The sequence below is a fragment of the Pseudomonas thivervalensis genome (assembly GCF_001269655.1).
Taxonomy (GTDB): Bacteria; Pseudomonadota; Gammaproteobacteria; order Pseudomonadales; family Pseudomonadaceae; genus Aquipseudomonas; species Aquipseudomonas thivervalensis.
This window is the reverse complement of the sequence record NZ_LHVE01000009.1, coordinates 169,109-195,313: the sequence shown is the minus strand read 5'-3', so window position 1 is coordinate 195,313 and position 26,205 is coordinate 169,109. Positions and strand designations below refer to the sequence as shown.

Genomic DNA, 26,205 nt, shown 5'->3' with positions numbered 1-26,205 from the left:
ATGTCAGTATAGACATGTCATCCAAATGAACATTACCTCAAACAAAAACCATTAAATATCAATAGGTTAATTATTGGCATAGCACTTGCTCCCTGCCTGAACAGACGAGGACATTCTTGCCGCCGAGTCGTAAAAACAATAAAGGGAGTCATATTCATGAGCACATCCAAGACCCTCCGCCTGGGTCTCATCGGCGCCGGCCGCATGGGCAGTTTTCACGGCCTGACCGCCGCCCGGCACATCCCCGGCGCATGCCTCGCCGCCATCGCCGACCCAACCCCCGGCCAAGCCGCGCGCCTGGCGACAGAACTGGAGGTGCAGAAGGTCTACACCGATCCCCAGCAGTTGCTGGATGACCCAGACATCGACGCCGTGCTGATTGCCGCCCCGGCGCGCAGCCATGCCGAACTGGTGATCAGTGCGGCCCGGGCCGGCAAAAGCGTGTTCTGTGAAAAACCGATGGCCGTCACCCTGGACGAAGCGGACCGCGCCATCGCCGCCGCTGCAGATGCACAAGTGACGCTACAAGTCGGTTTCAACCGGCGCTTTGCCAGAAGTTTCCGCACCGCTCATCTGGACGTCGTGGCCGGTCGGATCGGTACGCCACAACTGCTACGCTCGCTGACCCGCGACCCGGCGCTGAACAACCCGGCCGCGTCACCGCAATGGGTGATTTTCCTGGAAACCCTGATCCACGATTTCGACACCCTGCGCTACCTGAATCCGGGCGCCGAGGCGGTTGAAGTCTTTGTGATGGCCGACGCCCTGATCGCCCCCGCCTACAAGGACAAAGGTTTTCTCGACACCGCGGTGGTCACGATTCGTTTCGACAATGGCGCCATCGCCACGGCCGAGGCCAACTTCCAGGCCGTGTATGGCTACGATGTCCGCGGCGAAGTGTTCGGCAGCGCCGGCATGCTGACCATGGGCAACGTCAACGACTCCGACCTGCTGCGGTACCTGGCCAATGGAGTCCAGGCCGACACCCAGCGCATGGACACCGACTTGCTGCGTGATGCCTATGTCGCCGAGCTCAACCACTTCGTCAGCTGTGTGCGCAGCGGCGATAAACCGCTGGCCAGTGGTGAGGATGCCCGGGCGGCGCTGGCCATTGCCCGCGCCTGTATCGAGTCCTTCCAACAGGGTAAAACGGTGCGCGTGCAAGGAGCGCTTTCATGAGTTTCATACCGTTCAAACTGGCGATCAGCGCCGAGATGGTCTTCCTCGACCTGCCCTTTACCGAACGGGTCAAACGCATCCACGCGCTGGGCTTCAGCGTCGAGATCTGGAACTGGGCGACCAAAGACATCCAAGCCCTCGCGGCGACCGGCGCAGACTTCACCTCCATGACCGGCTACCTGTCGGGCAACCTGACCGACCCCGACGATATCCGGCAACTGCTCGACAGCGCCCAGGAATCCCTGGCCGTCGCCGCTCATTTGGGTTGCCCAAGCCTGAACCTGCACGGCACCGGCCTGGGTGATCAAGGCTTGCCGGTCAAACCCGTGGCCCAGACCACCGGCCGCATGTGGTTGAGCGCCTGCAAGACACTGGAAAAAATCGCCCGCTTGGGGGAAGACGCGGGCCGGGTGTTCCTGCTGGAAAACCTCAACACTGAAGTCGACCATCCGGGCACGCCTTTCGCTCGCGCTGACGATACCTTGGCGTTGATCGAGGCCGTGGGCAGCCCGCACCTGAAGATGAACCTGGACCTGTATCACGCCCAGATCGGCGAAGGAAACCTGATCGAACTGATCCAGCGCGCCGGCAGCGCCATCGGTGAAATCCAGGTCGCCGACGTCCCGGGGCGCAGGGAACCCGGCACCGGCGAGATCCACTATCCCGCCATTGCCAGGGCCTTGTTCGGCATGGGATACAGCGGTGTCGTCGGCCTGGAAGGCTGGGCCAGCGGTGACAGCGAGGTCGCGCTCGAGCGTTTCAAGCAGGCCTTCACGCTGGATGGATAAAGCCCGCGACGAACTCAACACGCGGCAGATTTTCATCTCCTGGTGACGTTTCAACTCATAACAACAAAAGGACAACCATCATGCGTCGTTGCACACTGCTTTTCGCCACCCTGCTGTCGCTCTTCAGCCAATGGGCCGCCGCCGACTATCGCATCGGCGTCAGCATCGCCAGGGTCGACGACAACTTCATGACCTACGTACGTAACGGCCTGGACGAGGCCGCAAAAAAGGAAAACGTGCAGATCCAGTTCGAGGACGCCCAAGGCGATGTGGTGCGCCAACTCAATCAAGTCCAGGGGTTCATCAACCAGCAAGTCGATGCGGTCATTGTCCTGCCGGTGGACACCTCCGCCACCGCCAACATCACCCGCGCCGCGGTCGACGCGAAGACGCCGCTGGTCTACGTCAACCGTCACCCGGACGAGCGCACCTTGCCCAAAGGCGTCGTCACCGTGGCGTCCAATGACATCGAGGCCGGACAGCTACAGATGCGCTACCTGGCCGAAAAACTCGGCGGCAAGGGCAACCTGGCGATCATCATGGGTGACCTGGCGCAAAACGCTACCCACGACCGCACCGAAGGCGTCAAACAGGTGCTCAAGGATTATCCCGGGATCAAGATCGTCGAACAGCAAAGTGCCGAGTGGCAGCGCAACAAAGGAATGGACCTGACCAGCAACTGGTTATTGGCCGGGAGTCGTTTCGATGCCATCGTCGCCAACAACGACGAGATGGCCATCGGCGCCGCCATGGCCTTGCAGCAGGCCGGCAAGGCCAAGGGCGAGGTTGCGATTGTCGGCATCGACGGCTTGCCGGACGGCCTGGCGGCGATCAAGCGCGGGATGCTGGTCGCCTCGGTGTTCCAGGACCCCAAGGCCCAGGCGACCAGCGCGGTACAGGCAGCCCTCAAGATGATCAAGGGCGAGCCAGTGGAAACGGACGTCTGGGTACCCTTCCAGTTGATCAAGCCTGAGCAGTTGGCTGCGTTCGAGCAACATTACAAATAACCGGCGGTTCGATGCATCGCCATGAAGCTGGCGAGGGGGTCAATGCATTGGCCCCCATTGTCCCTCATCGGTCCCACCTGCGTATTCCCGATATTTAGCTTGACGACAGAGATGACGATCATCATATTTAGCCAAAATATTACGATCATCATGTGGATATCAACTCGACGACAACGGGTTCGCGAACTGGAGTCGGAGCGTTTGGCATCAACGTTTTGTCCACGTCAATCACACGCGCAGGAAATGACGTATGGAAGCCCGAACTTCATTGGCGATTGCCAGTACGCAACCCCACGCCTCCAGCCAACCGTTGACCGGAAAGATTGTCGCGCTGCTTGCAGGCCTGGCAGCGATCAGCATGCTCTCGACCAACATCATCCTCCCGGCGTTTGCGGTGATCGGTGAGGACCTGGGCGTGACGGCTCGCGAACTCGGCCTGACGCTGTCCAGCTTCTTCATCGCGTTCGCCTTGGGCCAGTTGGTGGTCGGGCCATTGGCCGACCGCTACGGGCGCCAGAAGCTGGTGCTGGGCGGGCTGTCGGTGTTCGTCGTTGGTACTGTCATCGCCGGCTTTGCCAGCACGCTCGATGTGTTGATCGCCGGCCGCGTCGTACAGGCGCTGGGCGTGTGCGCGGCCTCCGTGCTGTCGCGGGCCATCGCACGGGATCTGTTCGAAGGCGAGACACTCGCCCGCGCCCTGTCGCTGACGATGATCGCCACCGCCGCGGCACCGGGCTTTTCGCCGCTGGCCGGCAGTGTCCTGGCCGTCACGCTCGGCTGGCGTGCCATCTTCATCCTGGTGGGACTGGCCGCCGTTGCTCTGGCGTTTTTCTACGTGCGCGACCTTGGGGAAACCCACCCCGCCGATCGCCGCGCCCCCCACTCGGCCAAGAGCGTGGTGCTCGCCTATTGCCGACTGGCAGTGGATAAGCGCTTCATCCTCCCTGCCCTGTCCATGGGCCTGCTGCTGAGCGGCCTGTTCGCCTCGTTCGCGGCGGCGCCCGCGATCCTGATGCAAGGCTTCGGCCTGACATCGGTGCAGACCGGTTTGTACTTCGCCTCGACGGTATTTGTGGTGTTCGCGGCCGGTATGGCGGCGCCGCGACTGGCCCATCATCTTGGCGCCCGGATCGTCACGCTGCTGGGCATAACCTGCGCCATGATTGGAGGCGGCCTGCTTCTCGTGGGTCCGGCCGAGCCTGGGCTGTGGTGGTATGCCCTTTCGATGGTCACGTTCCTTTGGGGCATGGGCCTGGCCAATCCGCTGGGCACGGCCATCGCCATGGGCCCTTTCGGCAAGGAAGCCGGGATAGCCTCCGCGCTGCTGGGTTTTCTTTCGATGGGGGCGGCTGCGCTGGCCACCTGGCTGGCCTCGGTCTTGAGCTTCGCGCCGATCACGACGCTGGGCGGGATTCAGGCGACGGCCTGCCTGATCGCGTTGGTGTTGTTTCTGCTGCGAGGCAAGATTTGATCACGGCCAAACACGTCACAGGCAACGTCAATACACGGACCAGGTTTCGACAATCTTCCCCCCGCGCACGGCCAGCAAATCGCCAAACTGCAGCAGCACGGACTCGGTCTGGGTTGGCCGTAAAAACACCTGGTCCTCGACGCTCAACCCTACCGCCGGCGAGCCGTTGACCATTTCCTGATTGGAACTGCGCCCGTAGAGCTCGTTACTTTGCAGCCCCGAGGGAGACTCGAACTCGGCCATCCAATTGCCGCCGTAGATGAAGAATGTTCCGCGCTGATTCGGATTCCACCAGGAGAACAACCGGGACTTGTCATCCAGGGCGGGAAAATTGACGGCGCCGGTGCTCTTCAATACGGGCGTCGCGATAAAGGCCGCCGGCACATGCTCGGCCAGGGATGGCAGGTCGTAATGGGTCGGCTTGAGAAACGCCGTCCCCACCGAGACCTCGCTGCTCAGGCGTTCCTGTTCATGGATGCGGTAGCTGGGGCTGCCGGCGGTATTGAGCGTGAGCCCGTCGTGCCAAAGCGCCGGGAAATGTTCACGTAGGTAGTTCACATGACTGTTGTAAATGACCATCACCTGGTCGAACAACGCCTGGGACGAGCCGAGAACCCTGGGCACGCCCATGCCGACGAACGGGTCATACCCCATGAAGCCTGAAAATTCGAGATGCTGTGGATGGGCGCTGATCAGCGTCAGCATCTCGCCGAGCACGGCTTGATCGGACACGCCACCGCGATGCAGGCCGACATCCAGCTCGATATTGACCCGCATGCGAATGCCCAGGCCCTGGGCCAATGTCCGGTATTCCATCAGCCGCTGGGGGGTGTCGAGCAGCCATTGCAATTGCCTGGCAGGGTCGAAGGTGCCCTTGTGGGTCTGGTAGAACAACTCGGCTGAGCGTACCGGCAGCGGTTTGCCGAGCAGGACGTCGGACTCAGGAAACGTCACCGCATCGTGATTGAGGAACGGCTGATGAAACGACATCAGCCGCCGGGTATCGGTGCGTTTGGCGATATACGACAGCAGCCCCGGTGACGGCAGGGATTTTTCCACCAGGCGCAAGTGTTTACCTGCACGCTTGACCGATTGCATGACCACATTGATGTTGTGATCGAGCAGGTCGAGGTCGATCAGCATCACGGGCCGCATCGGCCCATGGACCTTCAGCTCCTGGTTCAACGCGCGGAAGTACTCATTGTAGGGGCTGCCCCGGTCGCCCGGGCGCAACAGCGCTCCCGCCCCTGCCATCAAGGCACCCACTCCTGCGGTGCCGAGCATAAAGGTTCTACGGTTCATCAGACGCTCCTTCGCGTGCGCAGTCAGGTGCACGTTACGGCAGCGCTACTACGCCGTTGAGGTTATGGGAGGCCAGAAAGGGGGCTTTAGCGGCCACGCTGTGCCAGTGCCCAAAAGAAATACTCTCCTTGGAGAGCGGCTACGACTGACGCAATCCGTTTATGACGCCCCCCTGAGCTTTTTCCAAAGATATCCTGATGGCATATTCACGTCCGCAATGGCAATCTTTCGACCGCAGCCCAGCCCCGTATGCAGTCGGGCAAGCCGTTCATGGTCGAGGCCCGCTGCCATTCACCTCGGGTAACCATCGACTTTTATTCAACTGAGCAAGGATGTCCTCATGAAACTCTCTCTTGGTCCCATCGCCCTGGCCGGGTGCCTGTCCACCGCCCCTGTCCTGGCTTCCACCCCGAGCCACAGCGATCTGTTCAAGGCCTTGGCGCAGTGCCAGGCCAGTGCGCAGCAGGTCAGCGAATTCAACGGTCTGGTGGACGCCGAGCAAGTGTCGCTAGCCAAGGATGAAGCACACACCCCATGGGGCGGTGGCGCCTGGCAAACCGCTCCGGCGGTGACGGTGCACGGCGTGTCGTCGACCACCCTGGTGATGACCGACCGCTTCAGCTTCTTTCTCCAGGCCAAGAGCGGCAACCCGAAGGCCGATGCGGAGAAACTCGCCAGCGCGCTGAAACTGGAAAAAACCCTGGATACCGACGGCTACGTGGACTACCAGCGCAACCTCGACAACGGCGCGACCCTGCGGGTGGTTTCCACCGAAAACAAGGACAGCGACCTCTACGTGGGTTGCACCTATCAGCAGGACGCTTCCTGAGACCAGGCGGCCTCGGCAAGGTCAGGCCATACCCGCCCCCTTGTGGGAGCGAGCCTGCTCGCCCCCACAAGGGAATCTGTGCCAGTCGCAAGGTTGAGTCATAGCCGGAGGCAGCCCCATTGGTTTAGAACGCCCACGCCACCAGCACCTGACCGTAAAGATTGGTGCGGCTATTGCCCACTTGCGTCCCACCGTCCGCCGAACTCTGCTTCGGCTTGTAGAGGCCGACCAATGGCATCAGGGTCCAGTGCTGGTCGATCGCCCATTCGGCATAGAAATCCGCCTCATCGGCATCAAGCTGGTTGCGGCTGGTGTCGAGCGTACGGAAGGCGTAGAGCAACATCCCCAACTTGAGGTCGTCGGCGGCAGCGACCTTCAAACCCAGATGCTGCACGGCCGCGTTGCTGTTGAACGGCCCCGCATAATTGGCCGCGACTTCACCCTGGAACCAAGTGCCCAGCGCCCGGCCGTTCCCATAAAAAAGCGGGTCGTAACCCTCGGAAAAACGGCTGTAGCGGTAGTTGATCGAAGGCGCGCCGGGCAGGTCGGCAAAGGTCCAGCCGGCTTCCAGGTACCAGGCGTTCTCCCTGGCGCTGTCCTTCTGTTCCCAGGCGTATTCACCCGCCAGGAATAACCCGGGAACACCCGCATTGCCCTGACCTCTCACGCTATAGAGCTGCATGCCCTTACGGTCGGGAAACAGCATGTCGGCCATGGCCTGGTCGGTGTCGGTGACGTTCAGGTAGGTCAGGCCAAGGGTGCCTTGGGGGCTGACATGTTCCAGCGTACCGACGGCCAATTCCGGACTGGCCTGGGCCGGATTGTCAGACTTGAGCCACATCAAGTCGCCGCGCCAACCCTGTTGGCCACCCAGGCGCAGCACGGCCGTGCGGTCGAATGCCTTGCGACCGGTCAGGTAGTAAGCCCCACCTCGATTGGCCTGGCCGTCGAGAAATTCCTTGCCCAGGTTCAGGGCATCACCACTGACCAGAAAGCCGTCGCCGATTACGATATTCTGCCGGCCGACCGACAGGTCCACGCCGTTCTCGCCCAAGGCACTGAACAGTGTGCCAGAGCGCCAACCCGTGTAGGCGTCTTCGACTTTTGTCCTGCGCTCGTCACCTGAGGTCCAACCCGCCGGATCGCCATCGCCAAAGGTCGCGGAGCTGACCCAGTTCAGCGAGCCATAGAGCTGCGAACCGGCGTCGAGGGTATGGCGCCAATCAAGGCCGTACTGCAGCACCGCTTCCTGCCAGCGGCTGGAACCCTCACCGCGGGTCCCCGATTGGGAATAATTTTCACCGCTGTAGAACGCGCCAGCCAACGCCAGCAAACGCGCGTCGACCTCTGTCGTCCCATCGTTGTAAAGCGGTTGTGCCAGGCCTGGAACAGCGACGCAGGCGAGCGAAAGCACAACGATTGTTTTTCTATAGGCGTGCATAGGCCGTACTCCGATGTCAGAAAGGGAGAAGCAATGGCGCCGTCAGGCAGCGCCGATCAGGTCATGGATAAAGCGTGTCAGCGGCGACCGTTGCGGTAGCCCGCCAGTTGATGACTGGCCTTGCCCAGGGTGCAGATCAGGTTGCGCCAATGGTCTTTGCCTGGAATGCGTGTGCGAGGAATGGCACTCATCACATCCCAATGCTGCGACCCGCTGGTCATCCCGTCGGCAATGACGCGGCTGACCACGTGGCTCGGCGTCACGCCAAAGCCCGAGTACCCCTGGACGAAATAAGCGTTGTTGCGCCCGGGCAACGTGCCGATTTGCGGGAACAGGTTGGCGCTGCACTCCATCGGTCCGCCCCAGGCCAAGTCAATTTTCACGTGCTCAAGGTATGGAAAAACCTTGAGCATCAGATTGCGATTCCACACTTTCAAATCATTGGGGATGTACTCGACCAGGCGCGTCGCGGAACCGAACAGCAGACGATTTTCGGGGGTTACCCGGTAGTATTCGATCACCGGGCGAACATCGCTGAAGGCCCCTCGAATCGGGCTGATTTGCTCGATCAGCGAGGTGGGCAGCGGCTCCGTCACCAGTTGAAAGGCATAGGTGCTGACCATTGTCTTGTGCAGCTCGGGCTCCAGGCGATCGAGAAATGCGCCGCAGGACCAGAGGATCTTTTTCGCTCGCACTGATCCCTTGGCCGTGCGCACGGTGATGGTGTCGCCGTAGGTCACTTCAAGCACGGGGGTGTTTTCATAGATTCGGCCACCCAGGCCCACCAGCGCCTTGGCCGCCCCCAACAGCATGTTCAGCGAGTGGATATGCCCATTGCCCATGTGTTTGAGGGCACAGCTGTACACGTCGGAACCGACAATGCTCCTGACCTCGGTGCCTTCAAGGTAGGCAATTTCATGTTCCGGGTTGAGCTGCTTGTATTCCTTTTCCCAGGCCTGCAACAGGCGTCCCTGACGCTTGTTGAAGCCCAGATAGCCGTAGCCATGACAGAAATCCGCGTCAATCTGATAACGCTGGATGCGACTCTGGATGATCGAGGCCCCCAGGTCGCTGATCTCGAAAATCGCCTTGAGCCCCTCCTCCCCGACGCTCTTGCGAATCTTCTCCAGGTCATGGCCGATCCCGGCCATCACGTGGCCGCCATTGCGTCCCGAGCCGCCAAAACCCAGGTAGCGGGCTTCCAGCACGACCACGTCCGTCACTCCCCGCTCGGCCAGTTCCAACGCGGTATTGATGCCGGAGAATCCGCCACCGATGACAACCACTTCGGCCTCCAGGTCCTGCTCCAGATCGTCGAATTTCAAAGGGTATTTACGGGTGGCCGTGTAATAGGTCGTAGGTGTTTCAACGGACAACATGGGTGTTCCTCCTGGTCTGCGTTCTTATTGTTGTCGATGCGGTGCCGCTCAATGCAGGGACACCGGTGGCAAGACCGGCTCACGGTCCTGGACGACGCGTCGATAGGCATACAGCAGCAGCGAAAACGTAAGGATACCGACGGCGATCAAGACCTCTTTCAAACCGCCATAACCGGCCAGTTCGGCTGAAGCGGCCCCGACCACGACCACCACGGCGGTGAACAGGCTCAACAACCAGGCCACCGGCAGCCAGCCTCGCCCCAGGCGCACCGGGCGCGGGTGCAACGGTGCGTCCTTGCGCAGCAAGATAAACCCCGAGAGGGCGAAGAAGATGGCGATCAGGTAACCGATATTGGCCGTCACCAGAATCGCCAGGGGCGAAGACAGGAAAAAGATCATCGCCAGATTCACCACCACGGCCACGCTCATGCAACGTCCCGGCACCTGATGCTTGTTGAGCACACCCAATTGCTTGATGGTCAGCCCTTCCAACGCCGTTCCGTACAGCGCCCGCGAGCCATCGGCCAATGCCGCATTCAGGCCCATGAACAGCCCCACCAACAACGTGGCGACAAAAAAGCTGCTCCAGCCCGAGCCCAGCACCGCGTTGAAGGCCCCGATGTAGAAACCGCTGGGGTTTTCCAGGGCCGCTTGTGGGTCCACCAAGCCACCCAGGCCAAAGGCCACCGCAGCAAACACCAGCACGGTATAACCGCCTGAACTCATCAGCGCCAGGCGCATGTCCCGGTGGCTGCGATATTCGGGGCCGAAGGTCGCGCACATCTCGGTGCCGTAGGCGCTCCAACTGATCAAGAACAGCCAGACCAGCGCGGTGCGCAACGATCCCCAGTCAAATGCCTCCTGCGCCTGCCAGGCCGACTGGAAGCGGTCCAGGCTCCAGCCATGGGCCAATAGCGGTGCAACCGCCAGCACCAGGATCGGCACCAGCAATAGTGCTCCCATGTACTTGGAAATCGATGCCGCCAAATGAATACCACGCCGGTTGAATTGCCAGAACAGCAGGATCAGGCCCGCTCCGATCAACTGCGCCAGACCAATGTTGGCCAGGCCGGTGTCGACGCTCCAGGTTTGCTCGGGAAACCATTGGGCCTGAATCAGCGCGCCGGCGCTGACGCCAATGATGGAAAGTACCGCCGACCAGCCTAGCCAGTAGCCAAACGCGGCCAATGGGCCGACCCAGGCACAGCGTTTGCGCCAGCCTTCAGCCGCGATCATCGCAATGCCGCCGGGTTTATCCGGAAACATCGCGCTGACCTCCAGAAAGATCCAGTTCTGACAGGCACCGATGGCTGCCGAGCCGACCCAGAGCAACAAGGCCCCGACCGGGCCAAGTGCACCGAGGGCGAAGCCGAAAGAGGCGAAAATCGAACCCGATACCGCCATCGATAAAGCGAATGCATCGGTCCAGCGCAGGGTCTTTTGCAGGTGCGAAGCCGAGGCCTGGGTATTGTTATGAGTTGTATCCACGGGAATAGACTCCAGCCGAGTAAGAAGCACAATTCCATTAAACGCCCCTCTGGAGGGACAAGGACATGGCTCAGAATGTCGTGCACATGTCTGTCACTGCCATGGCTGGGCGGATGCTTGCCTTTTCAACAGGCCTGTTACTAAATACTTCTGTCGCCGGAAACCTGCCGACGGTCGAACCAACCATAAAAACAGAACCGGCGCTCAGCCGGCAGCCGAGGTCACGATGTATCACGCTTGGCAAGCAGAGCCGCTCTACCAGGGTCCCCAAGGGTTCGAAGCCTGGCATCACGACCTTGGTGAAAAGTGTGGCACCTTTCACGCAGAACCGCCGGCCGGGCCTGGCCTGGCGTGTTTCACCGGTGCGATGAAAAACCTGAACGGTCCCCACCCTGCGCTGGATGGCTCGCGCATCATCAGCAACTGTCAGCACTTGCATCGCGCTCATAGCGACATTCGCGCCGACGACAAGGATTTTTTCTACCTGGTCTTACAAGTGGGTGGCAGTGCGTTGATGAGCCAGGCCGACAATCGCGCCCGGCTCGGCAAGGGCGATCTGGTGCTGCTGGACATTACCCAGCCCTGCGATTTTTATTTCGATAGCCTGAGTGACCAGATGTCACTGATCATTCCCCGCCAGGCACTGCGGCAACGCCTGGGCCAGCGGCAGTTGCTTTTCAATCGGCCCCTGTCTGCCGACAGTGCACTGGGTAGCATGGCTGGCCTGATGACCCAGCGCTTGTTCGACGCCGCCTGCCTGCAACCGGAAGAAACCGCGGCCTTGTTCGACGCCTTGCTAATGCTGTTGCGGCCCGGTGTCAGTGTCGCGCTCGACGGTGAGCACTCCAGTGGCCAGGCACAGAAACTCATCAAGGCAAAAGTCCTGATCGAACGGAATCTGCGCGACAGCGAACTGTCTCCCGAGCGCCTGGCCGAAGCCATCGGCACGTCGGTCAGGAACCTGCACCGGTTGTTCGCCCAACAGCACACCACCATGGGGCGCTACATTCTGGAACAGCGGCTGCAACACTGCGCCGAAGCCATCCGCCAGACTGTCCCCCAGGAGAAAATCACTGCCATCGCCTATGCCTGGGGTTTCAATGACGTCAGCCATTTTTCCAAGGCGTTCAAGGCGCGATTCGGCATTTCCCCTCGCGACTATCGCTATCAGCATCCAGACGAATGCAGTTGATCTCGGCGTTGTCGGCAATGTGTCACTCCAGCACAAGCGATGGCGCCCTGCGCCAAGACATCGATAGCCCCTGCTCCTAGCATGAAACCTCAATCGGCACCGGCCGTGAAATCGAGGAGGCGTTGTGAGCTATCAAATTGAACAAGCGTTGAAAAACCAGCCTTTCGTGCCTGAAGAACACTGGCCAACCCTGGAAGAAATGGCCGACGGCTTCAATGAATACAAATACCCGCCGAGCCAATTCCTGGCTGGAAAAAAAGCCAACCTTCGCTTCGAAAACGGCTGGCTGATCGAGCATCATTTTGTCGATGACAGCACATTGACCTGGACCATCATCGAGGGAGAAGGGACCGGCGCATCCGAAACCGAAACCTACGAAGCGGTGGAAGTACGGCCGGGCATTTTCTTCGTCGAATTCCTGAAACCCGAACACCAGGAATCGGCCACCCTGGTGTGGAAATACGAGACCGGCGACGTGCTAGCGGCAGTCTCCGCGTTTTATAAGCGGGGTAGTGAAAAACGCACCCGTACCGACTTCGTGACCGCCGTGGTCGACGGCAAGCCCGGTGGCTCGCCCATTCTCCAGGCATCCAGCCTGGTCGGTAAGCGCGTGCTGTACCGCTACAGCGCGGACGATTGGTATGAGCACGTCTATTTCGGCGCACAAACCATGGCCTGGCACTGCGTGAACGGTGCGGAAAAAGGCCTGGCCGATGTCGAGCGTTGCGCTTATTTCGACGTTGCCGATGACCTCTACGTGCTGTTCTGGACCGAAACGATCATGCCCGTGGAGTCGGTCATCGTCGTGGACCTTGCGCAAATGCGCTCCATCGGGCGCTTCTTCTGTTGGGATCCAAAGCCTGGAAAGCTGATTCACCTCACCTTTGGTTCGAAGGCGACGGTACTGAACGAGGCAGCGTACCCGACATCATTCTGAACGTCCGAACGCCAGGCAGAACAAACCTCATTGAGTGCAATACCATTCATTTAAGGATTGGATTGAACCCGTGGCGAGGGAGCTTGCTCCCGCCGGGCTGTGTAGCAGCCCCATAACGCCCGACTCCGTAGTGTCAGGGCGATTTTTGGGCGCGCTACGCACGCCAGCGGGAGCAAGCTCCCTCGCCACGGGTTTGTCGACGGCCTTTAAGTGAGCGGTATCGCTTCTTATCCACGCTCGACCGACACCTCTCTCACCCGCGCCAACAGAACCTGCAGTGGATGAAGCACCGTGACACCCTCTTGCCGCTTCACCTGGCTGCGGCAGGAATACCCATCGGCAACCACCCGGCCCGATTGATTGAATTTCTCCAGGAGCGGCTTCCAGGATTGCCCGTAAATCGTATCGGACGTTCCAGCGTTTCGCGTTTCATGCCCGTAGGTGCCCGACATCCCGCAGCAGCCGCTGGCTTGCACGTTGAGCGTCAGGCCCATGCGCTGGAAAATCTTCTGCCATTGCCCGATGCTGCCCGGCTCATTGGTTTTTTCCGTGCAATGCGGCAGGAAGTGATAAGGCTCGTCCACCTTCACGGTTCGATCGTTCGGCAGCGCGTCGATCAGCCACTCCTGCGCAAGCATCACCTGGGGAGCGTTGTCGGCGTCCAATGCCTTGGCGTACTCCTGTCGATAGACCAGGGTCATCGCCGGATCGAGCCCCACCAATGGAATGTGATACTGCTGAAGGCTGAGCAAGGCCTGGCCATTGAAGCTGGCGGCCTTCTCGAACGCCTTCAAGAAACCCTGCACCTGAAGCGGTTTGCCGTTGGGCGCGTACGGGGCCAGGAAGACCTTGTAGCCCAGCCTCGAGATCAGCTCCACCCAATCAACGAGCAGTGGGGTTTCAAAAAACCGAGTAAAGGCGTCCTGAACGAGGATGACGCTTTTCTCCCGCTGTTCGCTGCAAAGCGCATCCAGGCGCTCAGGCGTCGCCACCTCCACGTTCCAGCGCCGGCACACGGCGGCAAAATCCACCAGGCTGAGCAGCGGGCTGTCGACCATCCCCGCCACGCGTTCGAGCCCCCAGCGAACCGGTCGGGCACTCATCACGAAGTTGTACAGGCGCGGCATTCTGGCGAGATACGGAACCGTGTATTCCAACGAGCCAATCAGGTAGTCCTTGAGGGGACGCAGATAGCGGCTGTGATAAAGCTCCAGAAAACGCGAGCGGAACTCCGGCACATTCACTTTGACAGGGCATTGGCCCGCGCAGGATTTGCACGCCAGGCAACCGATCATCGCTTCGTAGACTTCATGGGAAAAATCGGCCTGGCCCATCTTCCGCGCCAGGCTATTCACCGCCCGACGCGCAACGCCCTGTGCCCTGCCAGCCCCTCGAACCCGATCGCTGGCCGCCAGCACATCGACACCCTGCTCCCCTTGCAACCTCAGCCATTCGCGGATCAGCGAGGCGCGTCCCTTGGGCGAGTGAATGCGATTGCGCGTGGCCTTCCAGGACGGGCACATGGCGTCATCCGGATCGAAGTTGTAGCACGCGCCATTACCGTTGCAATGCACCGCCGTGTCATAGCTTTGCCAGACACGTTCATCAATGGTCCGGTCCAGGGCACCGCGCAGTTCCACTTCGTCGACGTGGGTCAATCGTGCGTCAGGCACCGTGTTCGGGGTGGCGATCTTGCCTGGGTTGAGTTGGTTGAAAGGATCGAAAGCCGCCTTCAGCGCTTGCAGCGCAGGGTACAAATCACCGAAGTAATCGGGCACGTATTGCGACCTCAAGCCCTTGCCGTGTTCGCCCCACAACAGTCCGCCATACTGTTGCGTCAAGGCCGCGACCGCATCGGAAATCGGCCGGATCAAGGCGGCCTGGGCAGGGTCCTTCATGTCGAGGATCGGGCGCACATGCAGGACGCCGGCGTCGACGTGCCCGAACATGCCGTACTGCAAGTCGTGGCTATCGAGCAGCGCGCGGAACGCCTGGATGAAATCCGCCAGGTTTTCAGGCGGAACCGCTGTGTCTTCGACAAAGGGCTGGGGCCTGGCCTCGCCCTTGACGTTGCCCAATAGCCCCACGGCGCGCTTGCGCATCGCATAGACACGCTTGAGCGCATCGGCGCCGATCGCCAGGGTGTGGCCCAAGCGGACAACGGACGTATCGCGTTGCAGGTGCAGGACGAACTCATGAACCTGTTGCTGGACCGCCGCTTCGTCGTCTCCGCTGAATTCGATGAGATTGATCCCGAGCGTCGGTGTATCCGGGTCTTCAGGGAAATACTCGGCGACGCCGTGCCAGACAATGTCCTTCATCGCCAGCATCAGCACTTTCGAATCCACGGTCTCGATCGACAGCGGTTTCATGTCCATCAACGCCTTTGCATCACGCAAGGCATCCATGAACCCGGCGTAACGCACATTCACCAGGATGGCGTATTTGGGGATGGGCAGGACGTTCAGCCTGGCCTCGACGATGAAGCCCAGGGACCCTTCGGAGCCGCAAAGCACGCTGTTCAGATTGAAGCGCCCATCAGCTTCGCGCAGATGGGCCAAGTCATAACCGGTCAGGCAACGGTTGAGTTTCGGAAACGTATCCCTGATCAGTTCGGCTTGGGTCTCGGCGATATCCACCGCGCACTTATAGACCTCTCCCACCCGATCCTGGCGTTCGACCAGCGCGGGCAACAGCGCCGCGTCAATCGCGGAGCTGGTGAGACGATGACCGCCCAGCAATACCGTCGAAAGCTCAAGCACGTGATCGCGGGTCTTGCCGTAGGTGCAACTGCCCTGGCCACTTGCGTCCGTGTTGATCATGCCGCCGAGGGTGGCGCGGTTCGACGTCGAGAGTTCGGGGGCGAAAAACAAACCGTAGGGCTTGAGCGCCGCGTTCAACTGATCCTTGACCACGCCACTTTGGACCCTGGCCCAGCGCTCCCCGACGTTGATTTCCAGGATGTTGTTCAGATGACGGGAAAGGTCGACCACCACGCCATCGGTGAGCGATTGCCCATTGGTGCCGGTGCCGCCACCACGCGGCGTGAGCACCACCGCGCGGTGCGCAGGTTCGGCGGCCAAGCGCGACAGGATCATCACGTCCTGTTCATCGAGGGGAAAGACCGCCGCTTGAGGCAGGCGTTGGTAGATGGAGTTGTCGGTGGCCAAGACCGTCCGGGCGCCATGGTCGCGGGCAATCTCGCCTTGAAACCCCGCCACTTGGAGCGCGTTCAGAAAAGCGTCATAGGTCGCTTTCTGGGGATCAGGAGACGATAACCGGGCAATCATGATGTATTCCTACAGGCTGAAAAGCTAATCTATGCATTCACATTACGTATGCTCGATACGAGGCGTATCGAGTAACTGCTCAAGGTTTTCATGATTCTTGCCTTCTTGCACGGTTGGAGCAAACGTAATTCCTGCTTCTTTTGCATGAGTTTTATGAATGAACCCTAGACGCCTGACACCCTCGATGTCGCTGCTGGTTGCCTTTGAGGCCGCCGCACGCCATTGCAGTTTCACCAAGGCAGCGGAAGAGCTGGCATTGACCCAAAGCGCCGTCAGCCGGCAGGTACAAACCCTGGAGGCGCAACTTGAAATCGAACTTTTCCGCCGTGAAGGGCGAAAGATTGAATTGACCGCCGCTGGCGCGCTGTATCAGCACGAGCTGGCGGCCGCTTTGGGGCGTATTCGAAGCGCAACGTTGCAGGCCATCTCGTACAAGAATGACAGCGGCCCCTTGAACCTGGCCGTCCTGCCAACCCTCGGTTCCAAATGGCTGCTGCCGCGAATGCATGAGTTCTATGCCAAGCACCCGGACCTGCTGGTGCACATACATTCGCGGATCATCCGCGAGGACGTGCAATCCTCTACCCACGACATGAACGCAATCATTTGCGCAGGCTCGGGTGAGTGGCCCGGCTACATTGCCCATCAGTTGCTCAGGGAAAAGCTGGTGGTGATTGCCAGCCCGACCGCATTGCCCGAGTACCCGGCCATGTCGCCGGCAAACGTTGCCGAGCATGCCTTGTTGAACGTCGTATCGAGGCCCGGGGTCTGGTCGGATTGGTTTGACCAGCACAACGTCGACCACCGCACCATGCGGTCCGGCCCGAGCTTCGAACTCACCGCCCACCTTATCCAGGCCGTGTCGGCGGGGATCGGGATTGGGCTGGTTCCGCAAATTCTGGTGCAGGATGAATTGAAGAGCGGCGACCTGGTTGCGTTGTTTGAACCGATGGAAAGTGGGCGCAGCTATTACCTTGTCTACGCTAGCCGATACCAGCATTTGCCGGCCTTGAAGGCCTTCAGTGGCTGGCTGCTCTCGTTGCCGTTTCCCGATAACTGAGTTCGGCTCTTCAGAGTTCAGGTTGATTCTCTGTGGGAGCGAGCTTGCTCGCGATAGCGTTCTGACAGCCGCCCTGGCTCTCCGGCCGTCCCCGCCCCTCAGGATGGCGCCAAGTTATTGGCATAAAATCCGACCAACTAAAAATATATTAATACAGCGACGGTTTCCCGACGCGCGGTACTAATATGCCATTGCTGGGGACTTGAACCGAAGCTCATCATCCGCAGGCAATCCCCGTTTAACGTTCGGGCCGCCGACCTGGACGACAGGATGTAATCACTCGCATCGCGCAATGGAGCAACACGGAGATGATGACTGTCTATTTTGTTGTGATGACGATCTGCAGTGGCTTCGAAGGCTGTGTCGATGAACGACAACCAGGACCGACCTTTGCTTCCAAAGCAATGTGCATGGAGACGGCCAGGGTCATGGCGCCGCGCAAAGGGGTGAAATTCAAGTGTCGCAAAGAACGTATATTGGTGGTCGATGAGACACCGTCGGTAGAAGGTTACGGCAAAATTGTCACCACCAAGAGCACAGGCCAGCCTTAGCATTACGAATTCTTTTCGCCGACAACACAGATCAAGTCCCAAGCATCTGCCACAACGACGCCCCCACCCCGGTAATGCTCTCCCCCGCAATCAACCCCGCCGCCGCGGTGATGGCGAAGCGTTCCGTGAGGCTCGGCCAGCGACGGCTCACCAGCCACGTCAGCACCGCACCGAGGGCCATCATCAAGGACACCGAGGCCGGCAGGACGAAGGCCAGGCCCAGGGCCGCCGTGCTCGGCAGGTAGCGGGCCCGATGTGCCGGCAGCAGGCTGTCGAGGATCCCCAAGCACAAGCCGACCAGGCCGCCGATGAAAATCGCCCAGCGAATGCTCGCTGACAACGAATCCAGGCCCAGGGTCAGGGTTTGCGCCACGGCCTTCCAGGTGGCGACCGCCGGGGCCGGCCATTCTTCGGTGAGCAGCATGGTTTGCGGATCCGGGATCAGAGCCAGGTAGGCCAGCACGCCGACGATGCTGCCGATGAAAATCCCCAGGGTCTGGGCGATCAATTGCTTGCGCGGCGTGGCGCCAATCGCCCGGCCGACCTTGAAGTCGTTCATCAAATCGGTGCACTGCCCGGCCGAACCACCGGCGGTGTTGGCGCTCATCAGATTGATCGGCACCTGGCCCGGGGCGACGATGCCGAAGCTCAGCTGGGACAATTGCCCAATGGCCCCGATCGGCGGAATGCCCGTGGCGCCAACCACCCGGGCCGCCACCGCTGCCAGGCAGATCGCCAAGGGAATGGTCAACAAGGCCATCCACGGGTTGATGCCGAACAACAGCACTTGCAGGCTGACCACCAAGGTGATCGACAGAGCGAAACCGGCGGCTGGCCCAGGCTTGGGGATCGTCCAGATCGCCCCGCCGCCTGCCCTGGTCGACCGGTGCAACGCCCACAAGCGAATCGCCAGTGAGGCCAGGGTCGAGCAGACCATCAAGCTCACCCCCGGCCAGAGCAACCATTCCACCAGCGCCGCGAACTGCGGGCCGCTGCTACCGCTTGGCAACTGCACCAAGCCTTGCTCCAGCAACCAGGGCGCCAACCCGCCCCATGCCAGCAAGGCGCCGAGCAGCAGGGTCAGGCCCACGCGAATACCGATGATCCCGCCAAACCCCACCAACAGCAGCGAAGGGTCTGCGGTGAAGGTCAGGCGTTCCAGTTGAGCGGTTGGAGACCAACGCGGGATGGCCCACATGAACGTATCGACCGCCTTGACCAACCCGGACAGCAGCGCGGCGCTGAGCAGCACCTTCAAGCGTGTCGCGGCTTCGTGACCATGGTTATAGATGTGCAACAGGGTTTCCAGGGTCGCCATGCCTTCGGGAAATTTCAGCGCCTTGTCATTGAGCAGCGAGGGGCGCAGGTACCAGGCAATCCAGATCCCCAGGAAACTCACCGAAAAGACCCAGGCGACCATGGGAATGGCGTCCAACTGCTGGCCGGTCAGCAAGGTGTAGGCCGGGATGGGCGCCACCAACCCACCGGAAATGATCGACGCAGCGGCAGAGGCCACGGTCTGGTTGATGTTGCTTTCGTGCAGCGTCCAGGGCAACTGCCCCACCGATCGACTGGCCAAGCCCTGCCAGATGCCATAGCCGATCAGCAACGCAATGATCGACATGTTGAACGACCAACCGATCTTCAACCCGGCGTAGACATTGGAAGGTGTCAGCAGGATACCGAGGACGATCCCCGTACTGACCGCACGCAGGCTGAGTTCGCGTTCGACGGGGGCGGTCAAGGGGAATGTGGACGAGGTCGAGGGCATGCGAAGTCCTTATCGGCACTGGGAGGGCAACCGCCAGCCTCAGACGGATTCCCTGTGGGAGCGAGCTCGCTCGCGATTGCGGGGTGCCAGCCTCAATCTATGTAACTGATCCACCGCTATCGCGAGCAAGCTCGCTCCCACAGGGGGTCATATGGATCACTGAAAGCGGCAACTTAATAAGTGAACGCAATATTGGCGCAAGGTTCACACGACGGCGGCAAACCCTGGCGAGCGTGCTCGCCAGAATCGGCAATCCAGGGGGCAGGAAATGAAGAGTGTCGCGAGCGCTGCCAACGGCCAGACAGCGCATCGCGACCAAGACACCGCTAGGCTTGTTTCGCCCCCTCGCAATTGACCATCCAGGCAATCCCGAAACGGTCTTCGAACATGGCAAAGCGTTCCGCCCAGAAGGTTTCCTCCAAGGGCATTCGAACATTGCCGCCCTCACTCAAGCGCTCGAACAGCCGCTCGGCCTCCGCCACGCTGTCGACATTGAGGGAAATCGACACGCCTTGTGGCTTGCTAAACGGCTGGCCTGGCGGGCAATCGGAGGCCATCAGGCTGAAATGGCCCACGGTCAGGCAGGCGTGCATGATCAGGTCTGCGTCCTTGGGCATGCCGACGTCCTCAGGCGCCTCGGCAAAGGACATGGAAAACAGCTCGCCGCCAAGCACGTCCTTGTAAAACGCAAAGGCTTCCTTGCAGCGGCCGTTGAAGGTCAGGTAAGGGATGATTCTCATGATGGGTTCTCCATAAATCGCATGCTCGTGTCTCCTGAGAATGGATGGATCAAGCCGCCCGTGTGGCGCGGCTCTACGGACTAATCGAATGGCAATGGCCGAGATCGACAGGTCGACGCGATTATTTTTCGATAGACCGTTGGCGGCGAGGGGAAACTCAAGCGCCCTCGCCGTGAAGTCACATCCAACGCTCAGGGATTCCACTGGAATCGATAGATGTCTCGATAACCATTGCTTGGGTCGTACAACAGCTTCTTCCCGCCGTCGAAGGCGATATTGTCGGCATTGACCAAGTGAACCGGTGCCACGAAAGCGCTCACCGGCTGACCGGCCATCAGTCGGTTCAATTCATCGATCACCTGCCAACCATGCACGTTGAGCGGTTCGGCCACGGTGACGGTCTGGTAGTTTTTTTCCTGGATGCGCAGGAACGCCGAAGCGCTGCCGTCACCGGCCGACAACAGGCTGAGGCCATCGCGCGGTATCGCGGCGCTGGCCAAGGTGGCCACTGCGTAGTCGAAATAGATATCGTTGATGGCCAGCGTGTGGGTCCAACGCTTGCCGTGACGCTGCAGCAGTTCCGTGGTGATCGCGGGCATCCTTTCGCGACTTTCGGAGATCGCGACGTCGCGCACTTCCAGCAACGAACATTCCCGACAGGCCCGGATCACGTTTTCCATGGCCTTGGCTTTCGCCATGGCGATGCTGTACCTGGAATCGGTCAGGATAACCACGCCGGCCTTTCCGTTCGACTGCGCCACGGCCGCCATGGCTGTGATGCGGGCCACTTCGAGCGGATCGGTGGTGACGTTCATGGCCATCGGCGTGCCGTCAATCGGCCCGGGCCGCTCCCCGGCGTGCCAGCCCACCACCGGCACGCCCTTGTCGGCGAAGACGGCCAGAGCAGCCTTGTTTTCAAGGGCATCGGCACCGCACAGGACGAGGCCATCAGGGTTCGCCGCCAGGGCATCGGCAAAGGCCTTGGCACGCCCTTCCGGAGACCCGGCGCCATCGAATACCCTCAGTGTCCAGCCCATCGCCTTGGCGGCCTCGCGAGCACCTTGGGCTACACCGACAATACCGCCGTTGCGCATATCTTCCGCGACAATGGCAATGCTCTTGCCGCGCTGGGCGCGCGGGCCGGATTCGGGGCCACTCCAGGGAACGGCGCCAAGGGTGGCCTTGGCGACCATTTCCTGCGCTTGAACCACCGTCACCGTGGCATCCGTTGGCAGGTTCTGGCCGTATCCGGGCGTTGCTGTGAAAAGACAGAAAACCGTCATTGAAACGATCTTGAGCAACCGGGACCTGGTCAAACAGGTTCGATCACCGCGTTTGGTGTCGGGTCTGGAGCCGATGGCGCGATTGTAATGGGTCATGGCGTCTCTTTTTTTTATGGAGGCAGTGTTCAGATTCAATGTCCGCAAGGATAGTCGCTTCTGCTGTCATCGGCCCGAAAGGGAAATAGCGAGTTTGTAACATCCTTCCAGCCCGGATCCTCGCGAGAGATGGGATGACACTTTCTGGAAAAAATTGCGAGGAGCGTGCTCAGTGAACCTGCCAACGTCGCAAAGAGCAGCCCGACGCAGCAGCATGACTATGCTCTTGGAACAGACACGTAGCGGAGAATCAGTCCCCATGACCTCAAATCTTGCAGACATTTATACCGACTACATTGCCTGCCTGAATGCACAGGATTGGGAAAACCTGGACCTTTTTGTGCATCGGGAGGTGATTCACAACGCGAGACACTTAGGGTTGCAGGGCTATCGAAGCATGCTGGAAGCGGACTATCGGGACATTCCCGACTTGCGCTTTGAAGTCGGTTTCCTGGTGGTCGACCCACCCAAGTTGGCGGCTCGCCTGGCATTCAATTGCACGCCGGCTGGAGAGTTCCTGGGGCTTGCGGTCAATGGCGCACGGATCGCCTTCGCGGAAAACGTCTTCTACGCGTTCGAGGACGGCAGGATCCGCGAGGTCTGGTCGATTATCGACAAGCAAGCGATCGAAGCTCAGCTCCAATCAACGTAGCGGACGCTCCAGGGCTGTGAGTTGCAACAACCCGTGCATCGCGCGAACTCGTTCAATGCAGTATCTGGCTCAAGAACAACCGGGTGCGGTCGTTCTGCGGGTTGTCAAAGAAGTCGTTCGGCGCGGCCTGTTCGACGATTTCACCCTTGTCCATGAAGATCACGCGGTTGGCCACGGTGCGGGCGAAGCCCATTTCGTGGGTCACGCAGAGCATGGTCATGCCATCTTCGGCCAGGCCGATCATGGTGTCCAAAACCTCTTTCACCATTTCCGGGTCGAGGGCCGAGGTCGGCTCGTCGAACAGCATGATTTTCGGCTTCATGCACAGGGCACGGGCGATGGCCACACGCTGTTGCTGACCGCCGGAGAGCTGGCCCGGGTATTTGTGCGCCTGCTCTGGAATGCGCACGCGTTCCAGGTAATGCAGGGCGATTTCCTCGGCCTTGCGCTTGGGCATCTTGCGCACCCACATCGGCGCCAGGGTGCAGTTCTGCAGGATGGTCAGGTGCGGGAACAGATTGAAGTGCTGGAATACCATGCCGACCTCTTGGCGGATGGTCTCGATCTGTTTCAGGTCTGACGTCAGCTCGGTACGGTCCACGACGATCTTGCCTTGCTGGTGCGCTTCGAGGCGATTCAGGCAACGAATGGTCGTTGATTTGCCGGAGCCCGACGGGCCGCACAGCACGATCCGCTCGCCCTGGCTGACGTTCAGGTTGATGTCTTTCAACACCTGGAACTGGCCGTACCATTTGTGCACGCCCTCCATGCGGATCATGCTTTCGATCACTTCATTCATCACAAACTCCCCCGTTGCTCTAGTGAAGGACCGCTTGCAGGAACTGCCGCGTCCGCGCTTCTTTGGGTGCGGTAAAAATCTGCGAGGGCGGCCCCATCTCGACAATCCGCCCACCGTCGAAAAACACCACCCTGTCCGCCACTTCCCGGGCGAAGCCCATTTCGTGGGTCACGACGATCATGGTCATGCCTTCGGCGGCCAGCCCCTTCATCACGTTCAGCACATCACCCACGGTTTCCGGGTCCAGCGCCGAGGTGGGTTCATCGAACAGCAGCAACTTGGGCTTCATGGCCAAGGCACGGACGATTGCCACCCGCTGTTGCTGGCCGCCCGACAGCTCGGACGGATAGCCCTCAGCCTTGTGCCGGAGTCCGACGCGGTCCAGCAACGCCAGCGCCTCGCTTTGCGCCTGGGCCTTCGAGGCGCGCTTGAGCTTGACCGGCGCCAGGATCATGTTCGCCATCACTGATATGTGCGGAAACAGGGTGTAGTCCTGGAACACCATGCCCACCTCCTCCCGCAGCTTCGCCAATGCCTTGCGATCACCGGCCTTGATCGACGCGCCATCGCCGATCACCACACTGCCGGCCGAGGGTGCTTCGAGGCTGTTGAGGCAACGAATGAACGTGGATTTTCCCGAACCGCTGGGACCAATGATCACCACCACCTCGCCTTCAGCCACGTCCAGGTCCACGCCCTTGACCACCTCGTGGTCACCGAACCGCTTGTGCAACCCGCGTACCGTCAACATCGTCTTCATAGCCCCGCCTGCGCCCGGGTTGCCGCCTGCAAACGCTCCTGGGCCGCCGCCAGGCGATCACGACGGGCCTGATTGGCGTGACGTTCCGTGGCGATACGGGTGTTGGCACGAAGCAGGCTCGGCTTGAGTGACGCCATCGACGGGCCGCCCGCCGAAATCCGCGCCTGTACGTTGGCGGTCGGGTCGAGGCAATCGCGTACTTTCCGGGCCGGCAGGTTCAGTGGGTATCCCAGTTGCTCCAGGGCACAGGCATCGATCATGACGGTATCGATCTGGTGCGCCAGCAGGCCAGCGTCCATGGCCTTGCGCACCACCCCACCGACCACGTGATGGGCCTCGCGGAACGACAGGTCGGCTTCCTGCACGATCAGGTCGGCCAGGCCGGTGGCGGTCGAAAAATCCTCACCCGCCCGGCGTACCGCCAGCTCGATGTTCGGCGTCGCGGTGCGCAACACCAGGTCCAACAGTTTCAGGCAGCGCAGGCTTTCCTCGGCGGCCTCCCAGAAGCCACGGGTGCCCTCGCGATTACCGTCGCCGGTGTGGGAGAAATTGCTGCCCTTGATGCTGATGCTCGCGCCCATCAGCAAGCCGACGATATGCCCGCTGCGGCCCTTGAGATACTCCAGCACCGTGGGGTTTTTCTTCTGGGGCATGATGCTCGACGTCGCGGCCACGCTGTCGGGAAAATCGATCAGACTGAATTCGTGGGTGCTCCAGACAAAATAGTCCTGGGCCACGCGGCTCCAGAACACGGCCAACAGGCTCAGGTGCGACAGGCTTTCGAGCATGAAATCCCGCGAGCCGACCGCGTCCAGGGCGTTGTCCAGGTACCCATCGAACCCCAGCAGTTCGGCGGTGCGCCCGCGATCGATGTTGAACGGCGTCCCGGCAAAGGCCGCCGCGCCCAGCGGGCTCTGGTTCATCGACTCCAGGGTCTGGGTCAGGCGCTTGCAATCGCGGGCCAGCGCCTGTTCCACCGCCGACAGGTAATAGCCGTAGGTGATCGGTTGCGCCGGTTGCAGGTGGGTATACCCCGGCATCACCACGTCGGCGAACACTTCGGCGTTGTTGACGGCGGTCTGCCGGACTTCCAGCAAGGCATCGATCAAGTCCATCAGCACTTCACGGCAGCGCAACCGGTCGAGCGTGGCGAGGATGTCATTGCGGCTGCGGCCGGTGTGCAGGCGGCCGCCGATGTCAGTGCCGATCTGCCCGATCAGGTGGGCCTCGTAATTGAAGTAGGCATCTTCACGGGACGGGTCGAGCGTCACCTCGCCAGGCCCGGCCTCCTCCATCTTCAGGACTCCCCTGGCCAACACTGCAGCGTGCTCATCCCGGATCAGGCCCTGCTCGGCAAGCATCACGATGTGGGCCTTGTTGATATTGCCCAGCAGGTCGAACCCCTCGGCGAACCCCTGCAGGCGCGGCCGGTAGATGTACTCGTTGACTTCCGGCGCGGTGGCTTCCTTCAGGCGCCGGCTGACTTTGGATGCTTGCATGTTGAAACCTCTTCAGGAGTGGCACGTGTCACTGGGCGACCCAGCCGACGTTCGAGATAACGGCTGAGCCAGCTCAGCAGGGAACAGATGACGAAATACACCAGCAGCACCAGGCCGTAGACGGTGAACGCCGGGCTCACGCCGGTCATGACCGTGTCCCGTTCGATGATGATCTGGCCGACCTTGAGAAATTCGCCGACGCCCACCAGCGCCCCCAGGGACGTGGCCTGTACCAGCATGGTCAGCAGGCCGGTGTACGCCGGCAGGATGGCGCGCATCGACTGCGGTGCGATCACGTACAGATAGATTTGCCAGGGCCGCAGGCCCAGCGCCCAGGCGCTTTTCCATTGATGGCGGGCCACCGATTCCAGGCCACCGCGCACGATCTCGATGCCATTGGCGCTGCCCCACAGGGTCAGGCCGGTGGTCACCGCCACGAACGGGCTCAAATCCAGGCCCAGCATCGGCGCACCGAAAAAGATGAAGAACACGTTGACGATCAGCGGGATCGAACGAAACAGCTCGACGTAACCGTGGATCGTCCATTGCAACAGGCGATTCTTCAGCGTCGCCAGCACCCCGAGAACGATGGAAATCAGCGTGGTGAACAGCAGCACTACCAACGCCAGGCGCAGGGTCATCCACAGGCCCTTGCACACGAAGGCCCAGTTTTCGATCAGAAAATTCATGC

Annotated in this window: 22 protein-coding genes; 10 read left to right on the top strand and 12 right to left on the bottom strand. The window is 60.7% G+C overall.

Annotation, left to right across the window (positions count from 1 at the left end; all coding sequences use genetic code 11):
* The first annotated feature begins 156 nt into the window (after window positions 1–156).
* The 4 genes from AD659_RS13250 to AD659_RS13235 all read left to right on the top strand — a co-directional run bounded on the left by AD659_RS13250 (window position 157) and on the right by AD659_RS13235 (window position 4,445).
* On the top strand, window positions 157–1,179 hold the full coding sequence (locus AD659_RS13250) for a Gfo/Idh/MocA family oxidoreductase (RefSeq protein WP_053121871.1): 1,023 nt from the start codon (window positions 157–159) through the stop codon (window positions 1,177–1,179).
* Entirely contained in the window at window positions 1,176–1,967 is a 792-nt protein-coding gene (locus tag AD659_RS13245) for a TIM barrel protein (protein ID WP_053121869.1), read from the top strand. The genes AD659_RS13250 and AD659_RS13245 overlap by 4 nt, the downstream gene beginning before the upstream one ends.
* A gap of 80 nt (window positions 1,968–2,047) precedes the next feature.
* The gene (locus AD659_RS13240; RefSeq protein WP_053121867.1) at window positions 2,048–2,974 is read left to right on the top strand and encodes a sugar ABC transporter substrate-binding protein; all 927 of its coding nucleotides are present in this window, start codon (window positions 2,048–2,050) and stop codon (window positions 2,972–2,974) included.
* Window positions 2,975–3,224: 250 nt separating this feature from the next.
* Window positions 3,225–4,445 (top strand): multidrug effflux MFS transporter, encoded by a 1,221-nt coding sequence (locus AD659_RS13235; RefSeq protein ID WP_053121864.1) that lies wholly within the window; start codon window positions 3,225–3,227, stop codon window positions 4,443–4,445.
* Between the two features lie 27 nt (window positions 4,446–4,472).
* Here the strand turns inward: AD659_RS13235 and AD659_RS13230 are convergent, their stop codons facing one another.
* Window positions 4,473–5,678: a DSD1 family PLP-dependent enzyme gene (locus tag AD659_RS13230; RefSeq protein WP_162277319.1), complete on the bottom strand. Its 1,206-nt coding sequence runs from the start codon at window positions 5,676–5,678 to the stop codon at window positions 4,473–4,475.
* 409 nt (window positions 5,679–6,087) lie between these two features.
* On the opposite strand from AD659_RS13230, the gene AD659_RS13225 reads away from it, so the two are divergent.
* Window positions 6,088–6,576, top strand: a complete 489-nt coding sequence (locus AD659_RS13225) for a hypothetical protein (protein WP_053121860.1) — start codon at window positions 6,088–6,090, stop codon at window positions 6,574–6,576.
* Between the two features lie 124 nt (window positions 6,577–6,700).
* Here AD659_RS13225 and AD659_RS13220 read toward each other — a convergent pair whose 3' ends face one another.
* The 3 genes from AD659_RS13220 to AD659_RS13210 form a co-directional block, all read right to left on the bottom strand.
* On the bottom strand, window positions 6,701–8,017 hold the full coding sequence (locus AD659_RS13220) for an alginate export family protein (RefSeq protein WP_053121858.1): 1,317 nt from the start codon (window positions 8,015–8,017) through the stop codon (window positions 6,701–6,703).
* A gap of 77 nt (window positions 8,018–8,094) precedes the next feature.
* Window positions 8,095–9,396 carry an NAD(P)/FAD-dependent oxidoreductase gene (locus AD659_RS13215; RefSeq protein ID WP_053121857.1) on the bottom strand — a complete coding sequence of 434 codons (1,302 nt, stop codon included), beginning with the start codon at window positions 9,394–9,396 and terminating at the stop codon, window positions 8,095–8,097.
* Between the two features lie 48 nt (window positions 9,397–9,444).
* The gene (locus AD659_RS13210; RefSeq protein ID WP_231987716.1) at window positions 9,445–10,884 is read right to left on the bottom strand and encodes an APC family permease; all 1,440 of its coding nucleotides are present in this window, start codon (window positions 10,882–10,884) and stop codon (window positions 9,445–9,447) included.
* A gap of 226 nt (window positions 10,885–11,110) precedes the next feature.
* On the opposite strand from AD659_RS13210, the gene feaR reads away from it, so the two are divergent.
* Entirely contained in the window at window positions 11,111–12,076 is a 966-nt protein-coding gene (gene feaR / locus AD659_RS13205) for a transcriptional regulator FeaR (RefSeq protein ID WP_053121855.1), read from the top strand.
* Between the two features lie 124 nt (window positions 12,077–12,200).
* Entirely contained in the window at window positions 12,201–13,013 is an 813-nt protein-coding gene (locus AD659_RS13200) for a molybdenum cofactor biosynthesis F family protein (protein ID WP_053121853.1), read from the top strand.
* A gap of 227 nt (window positions 13,014–13,240) precedes the next feature.
* On the opposite strand, the gene ydiJ is transcribed toward AD659_RS13200, so the two are convergent.
* The gene (gene ydiJ, locus AD659_RS13195) at window positions 13,241–16,303 is read right to left on the bottom strand and encodes a D-2-hydroxyglutarate dehydrogenase YdiJ (RefSeq protein WP_053121851.1); all 3,063 of its coding nucleotides are present in this window, start codon (window positions 16,301–16,303) and stop codon (window positions 13,241–13,243) included.
* A gap of 157 nt (window positions 16,304–16,460) precedes the next feature.
* On the opposite strand from ydiJ, the gene AD659_RS13190 reads away from it, so the two are divergent.
* A complete protein-coding gene (locus tag AD659_RS13190) occupies window positions 16,461–17,363 on the top strand; it encodes a LysR substrate-binding domain-containing protein (protein WP_053121849.1) in 903 nt (300 codons plus the stop codon).
* A gap of 308 nt (window positions 17,364–17,671) precedes the next feature.
* The gene (locus AD659_RS13185) at window positions 17,672–17,914 is read left to right on the top strand and encodes a hypothetical protein (protein ID WP_053121847.1); all 243 of its coding nucleotides are present in this window, start codon (window positions 17,672–17,674) and stop codon (window positions 17,912–17,914) included.
* 31 nt (window positions 17,915–17,945) lie between these two features.
* Here AD659_RS13185 and AD659_RS13180 read toward each other — a convergent pair whose 3' ends face one another.
* The 3 genes from AD659_RS13180 to AD659_RS13170 form a co-directional block, all read right to left on the bottom strand.
* Entirely contained in the window at window positions 17,946–19,685 is a 1,740-nt protein-coding gene (locus AD659_RS13180) for an OPT family oligopeptide transporter (protein ID WP_053121845.1), read from the bottom strand.
* A 326-nt stretch (window positions 19,686–20,011) separates the two neighbouring features.
* On the bottom strand, window positions 20,012–20,425 hold the full coding sequence (locus AD659_RS13175) for a VOC family protein (protein ID WP_053121843.1): 414 nt from the start codon (window positions 20,423–20,425) through the stop codon (window positions 20,012–20,014).
* A gap of 191 nt (window positions 20,426–20,616) precedes the next feature.
* A complete protein-coding gene (locus tag AD659_RS13170; protein WP_053122499.1) occupies window positions 20,617–21,636 on the bottom strand; it encodes a substrate-binding domain-containing protein in 1,020 nt (339 codons plus the stop codon).
* Between the two features lie 427 nt (window positions 21,637–22,063).
* Between AD659_RS13170 and AD659_RS13165 the strand changes: the two genes are divergently transcribed.
* A complete protein-coding gene (locus AD659_RS13165) occupies window positions 22,064–22,456 on the top strand; it encodes an ester cyclase (RefSeq protein ID WP_053122497.1) in 393 nt (130 codons plus the stop codon).
* Window positions 22,457–22,508: 52 nt separating this feature from the next.
* Here AD659_RS13165 and AD659_RS13160 read toward each other — a convergent pair whose 3' ends face one another.
* From AD659_RS13160 to AD659_RS13145, 4 genes are read right to left on the bottom strand one after another with little or no spacing between them, the layout of a single operon-like run.
* Window positions 22,509–23,255, bottom strand: coding sequence for an amino acid ABC transporter ATP-binding protein (locus AD659_RS13160; RefSeq protein WP_053121841.1), 747 nt, complete (start codon window positions 23,253–23,255; stop codon window positions 22,509–22,511).
* A 19-nt stretch (window positions 23,256–23,274) separates the two neighbouring features.
* Window positions 23,275–24,015 carry an amino acid ABC transporter ATP-binding protein gene (locus AD659_RS13155; protein WP_153044016.1) on the bottom strand — a complete coding sequence of 247 codons (741 nt, stop codon included), beginning with the start codon at window positions 24,013–24,015 and terminating at the stop codon, window positions 23,275–23,277.
* On the bottom strand, window positions 24,012–25,514 hold the full coding sequence (gene argH / locus AD659_RS13150) for an argininosuccinate lyase (protein WP_053121839.1): 1,503 nt from the start codon (window positions 25,512–25,514) through the stop codon (window positions 24,012–24,014). The genes AD659_RS13155 and argH overlap by 4 nt, the downstream gene beginning before the upstream one ends.
* Entirely contained in the window at window positions 25,484–26,203 is a 720-nt protein-coding gene (locus tag AD659_RS13145; protein ID WP_053121837.1) for an amino acid ABC transporter permease, read from the bottom strand. Before AD659_RS13145 ends, argH begins: the two co-directional genes overlap by 31 nt.
* Window positions 26,204–26,205 lie beyond the last annotated feature (2 nt).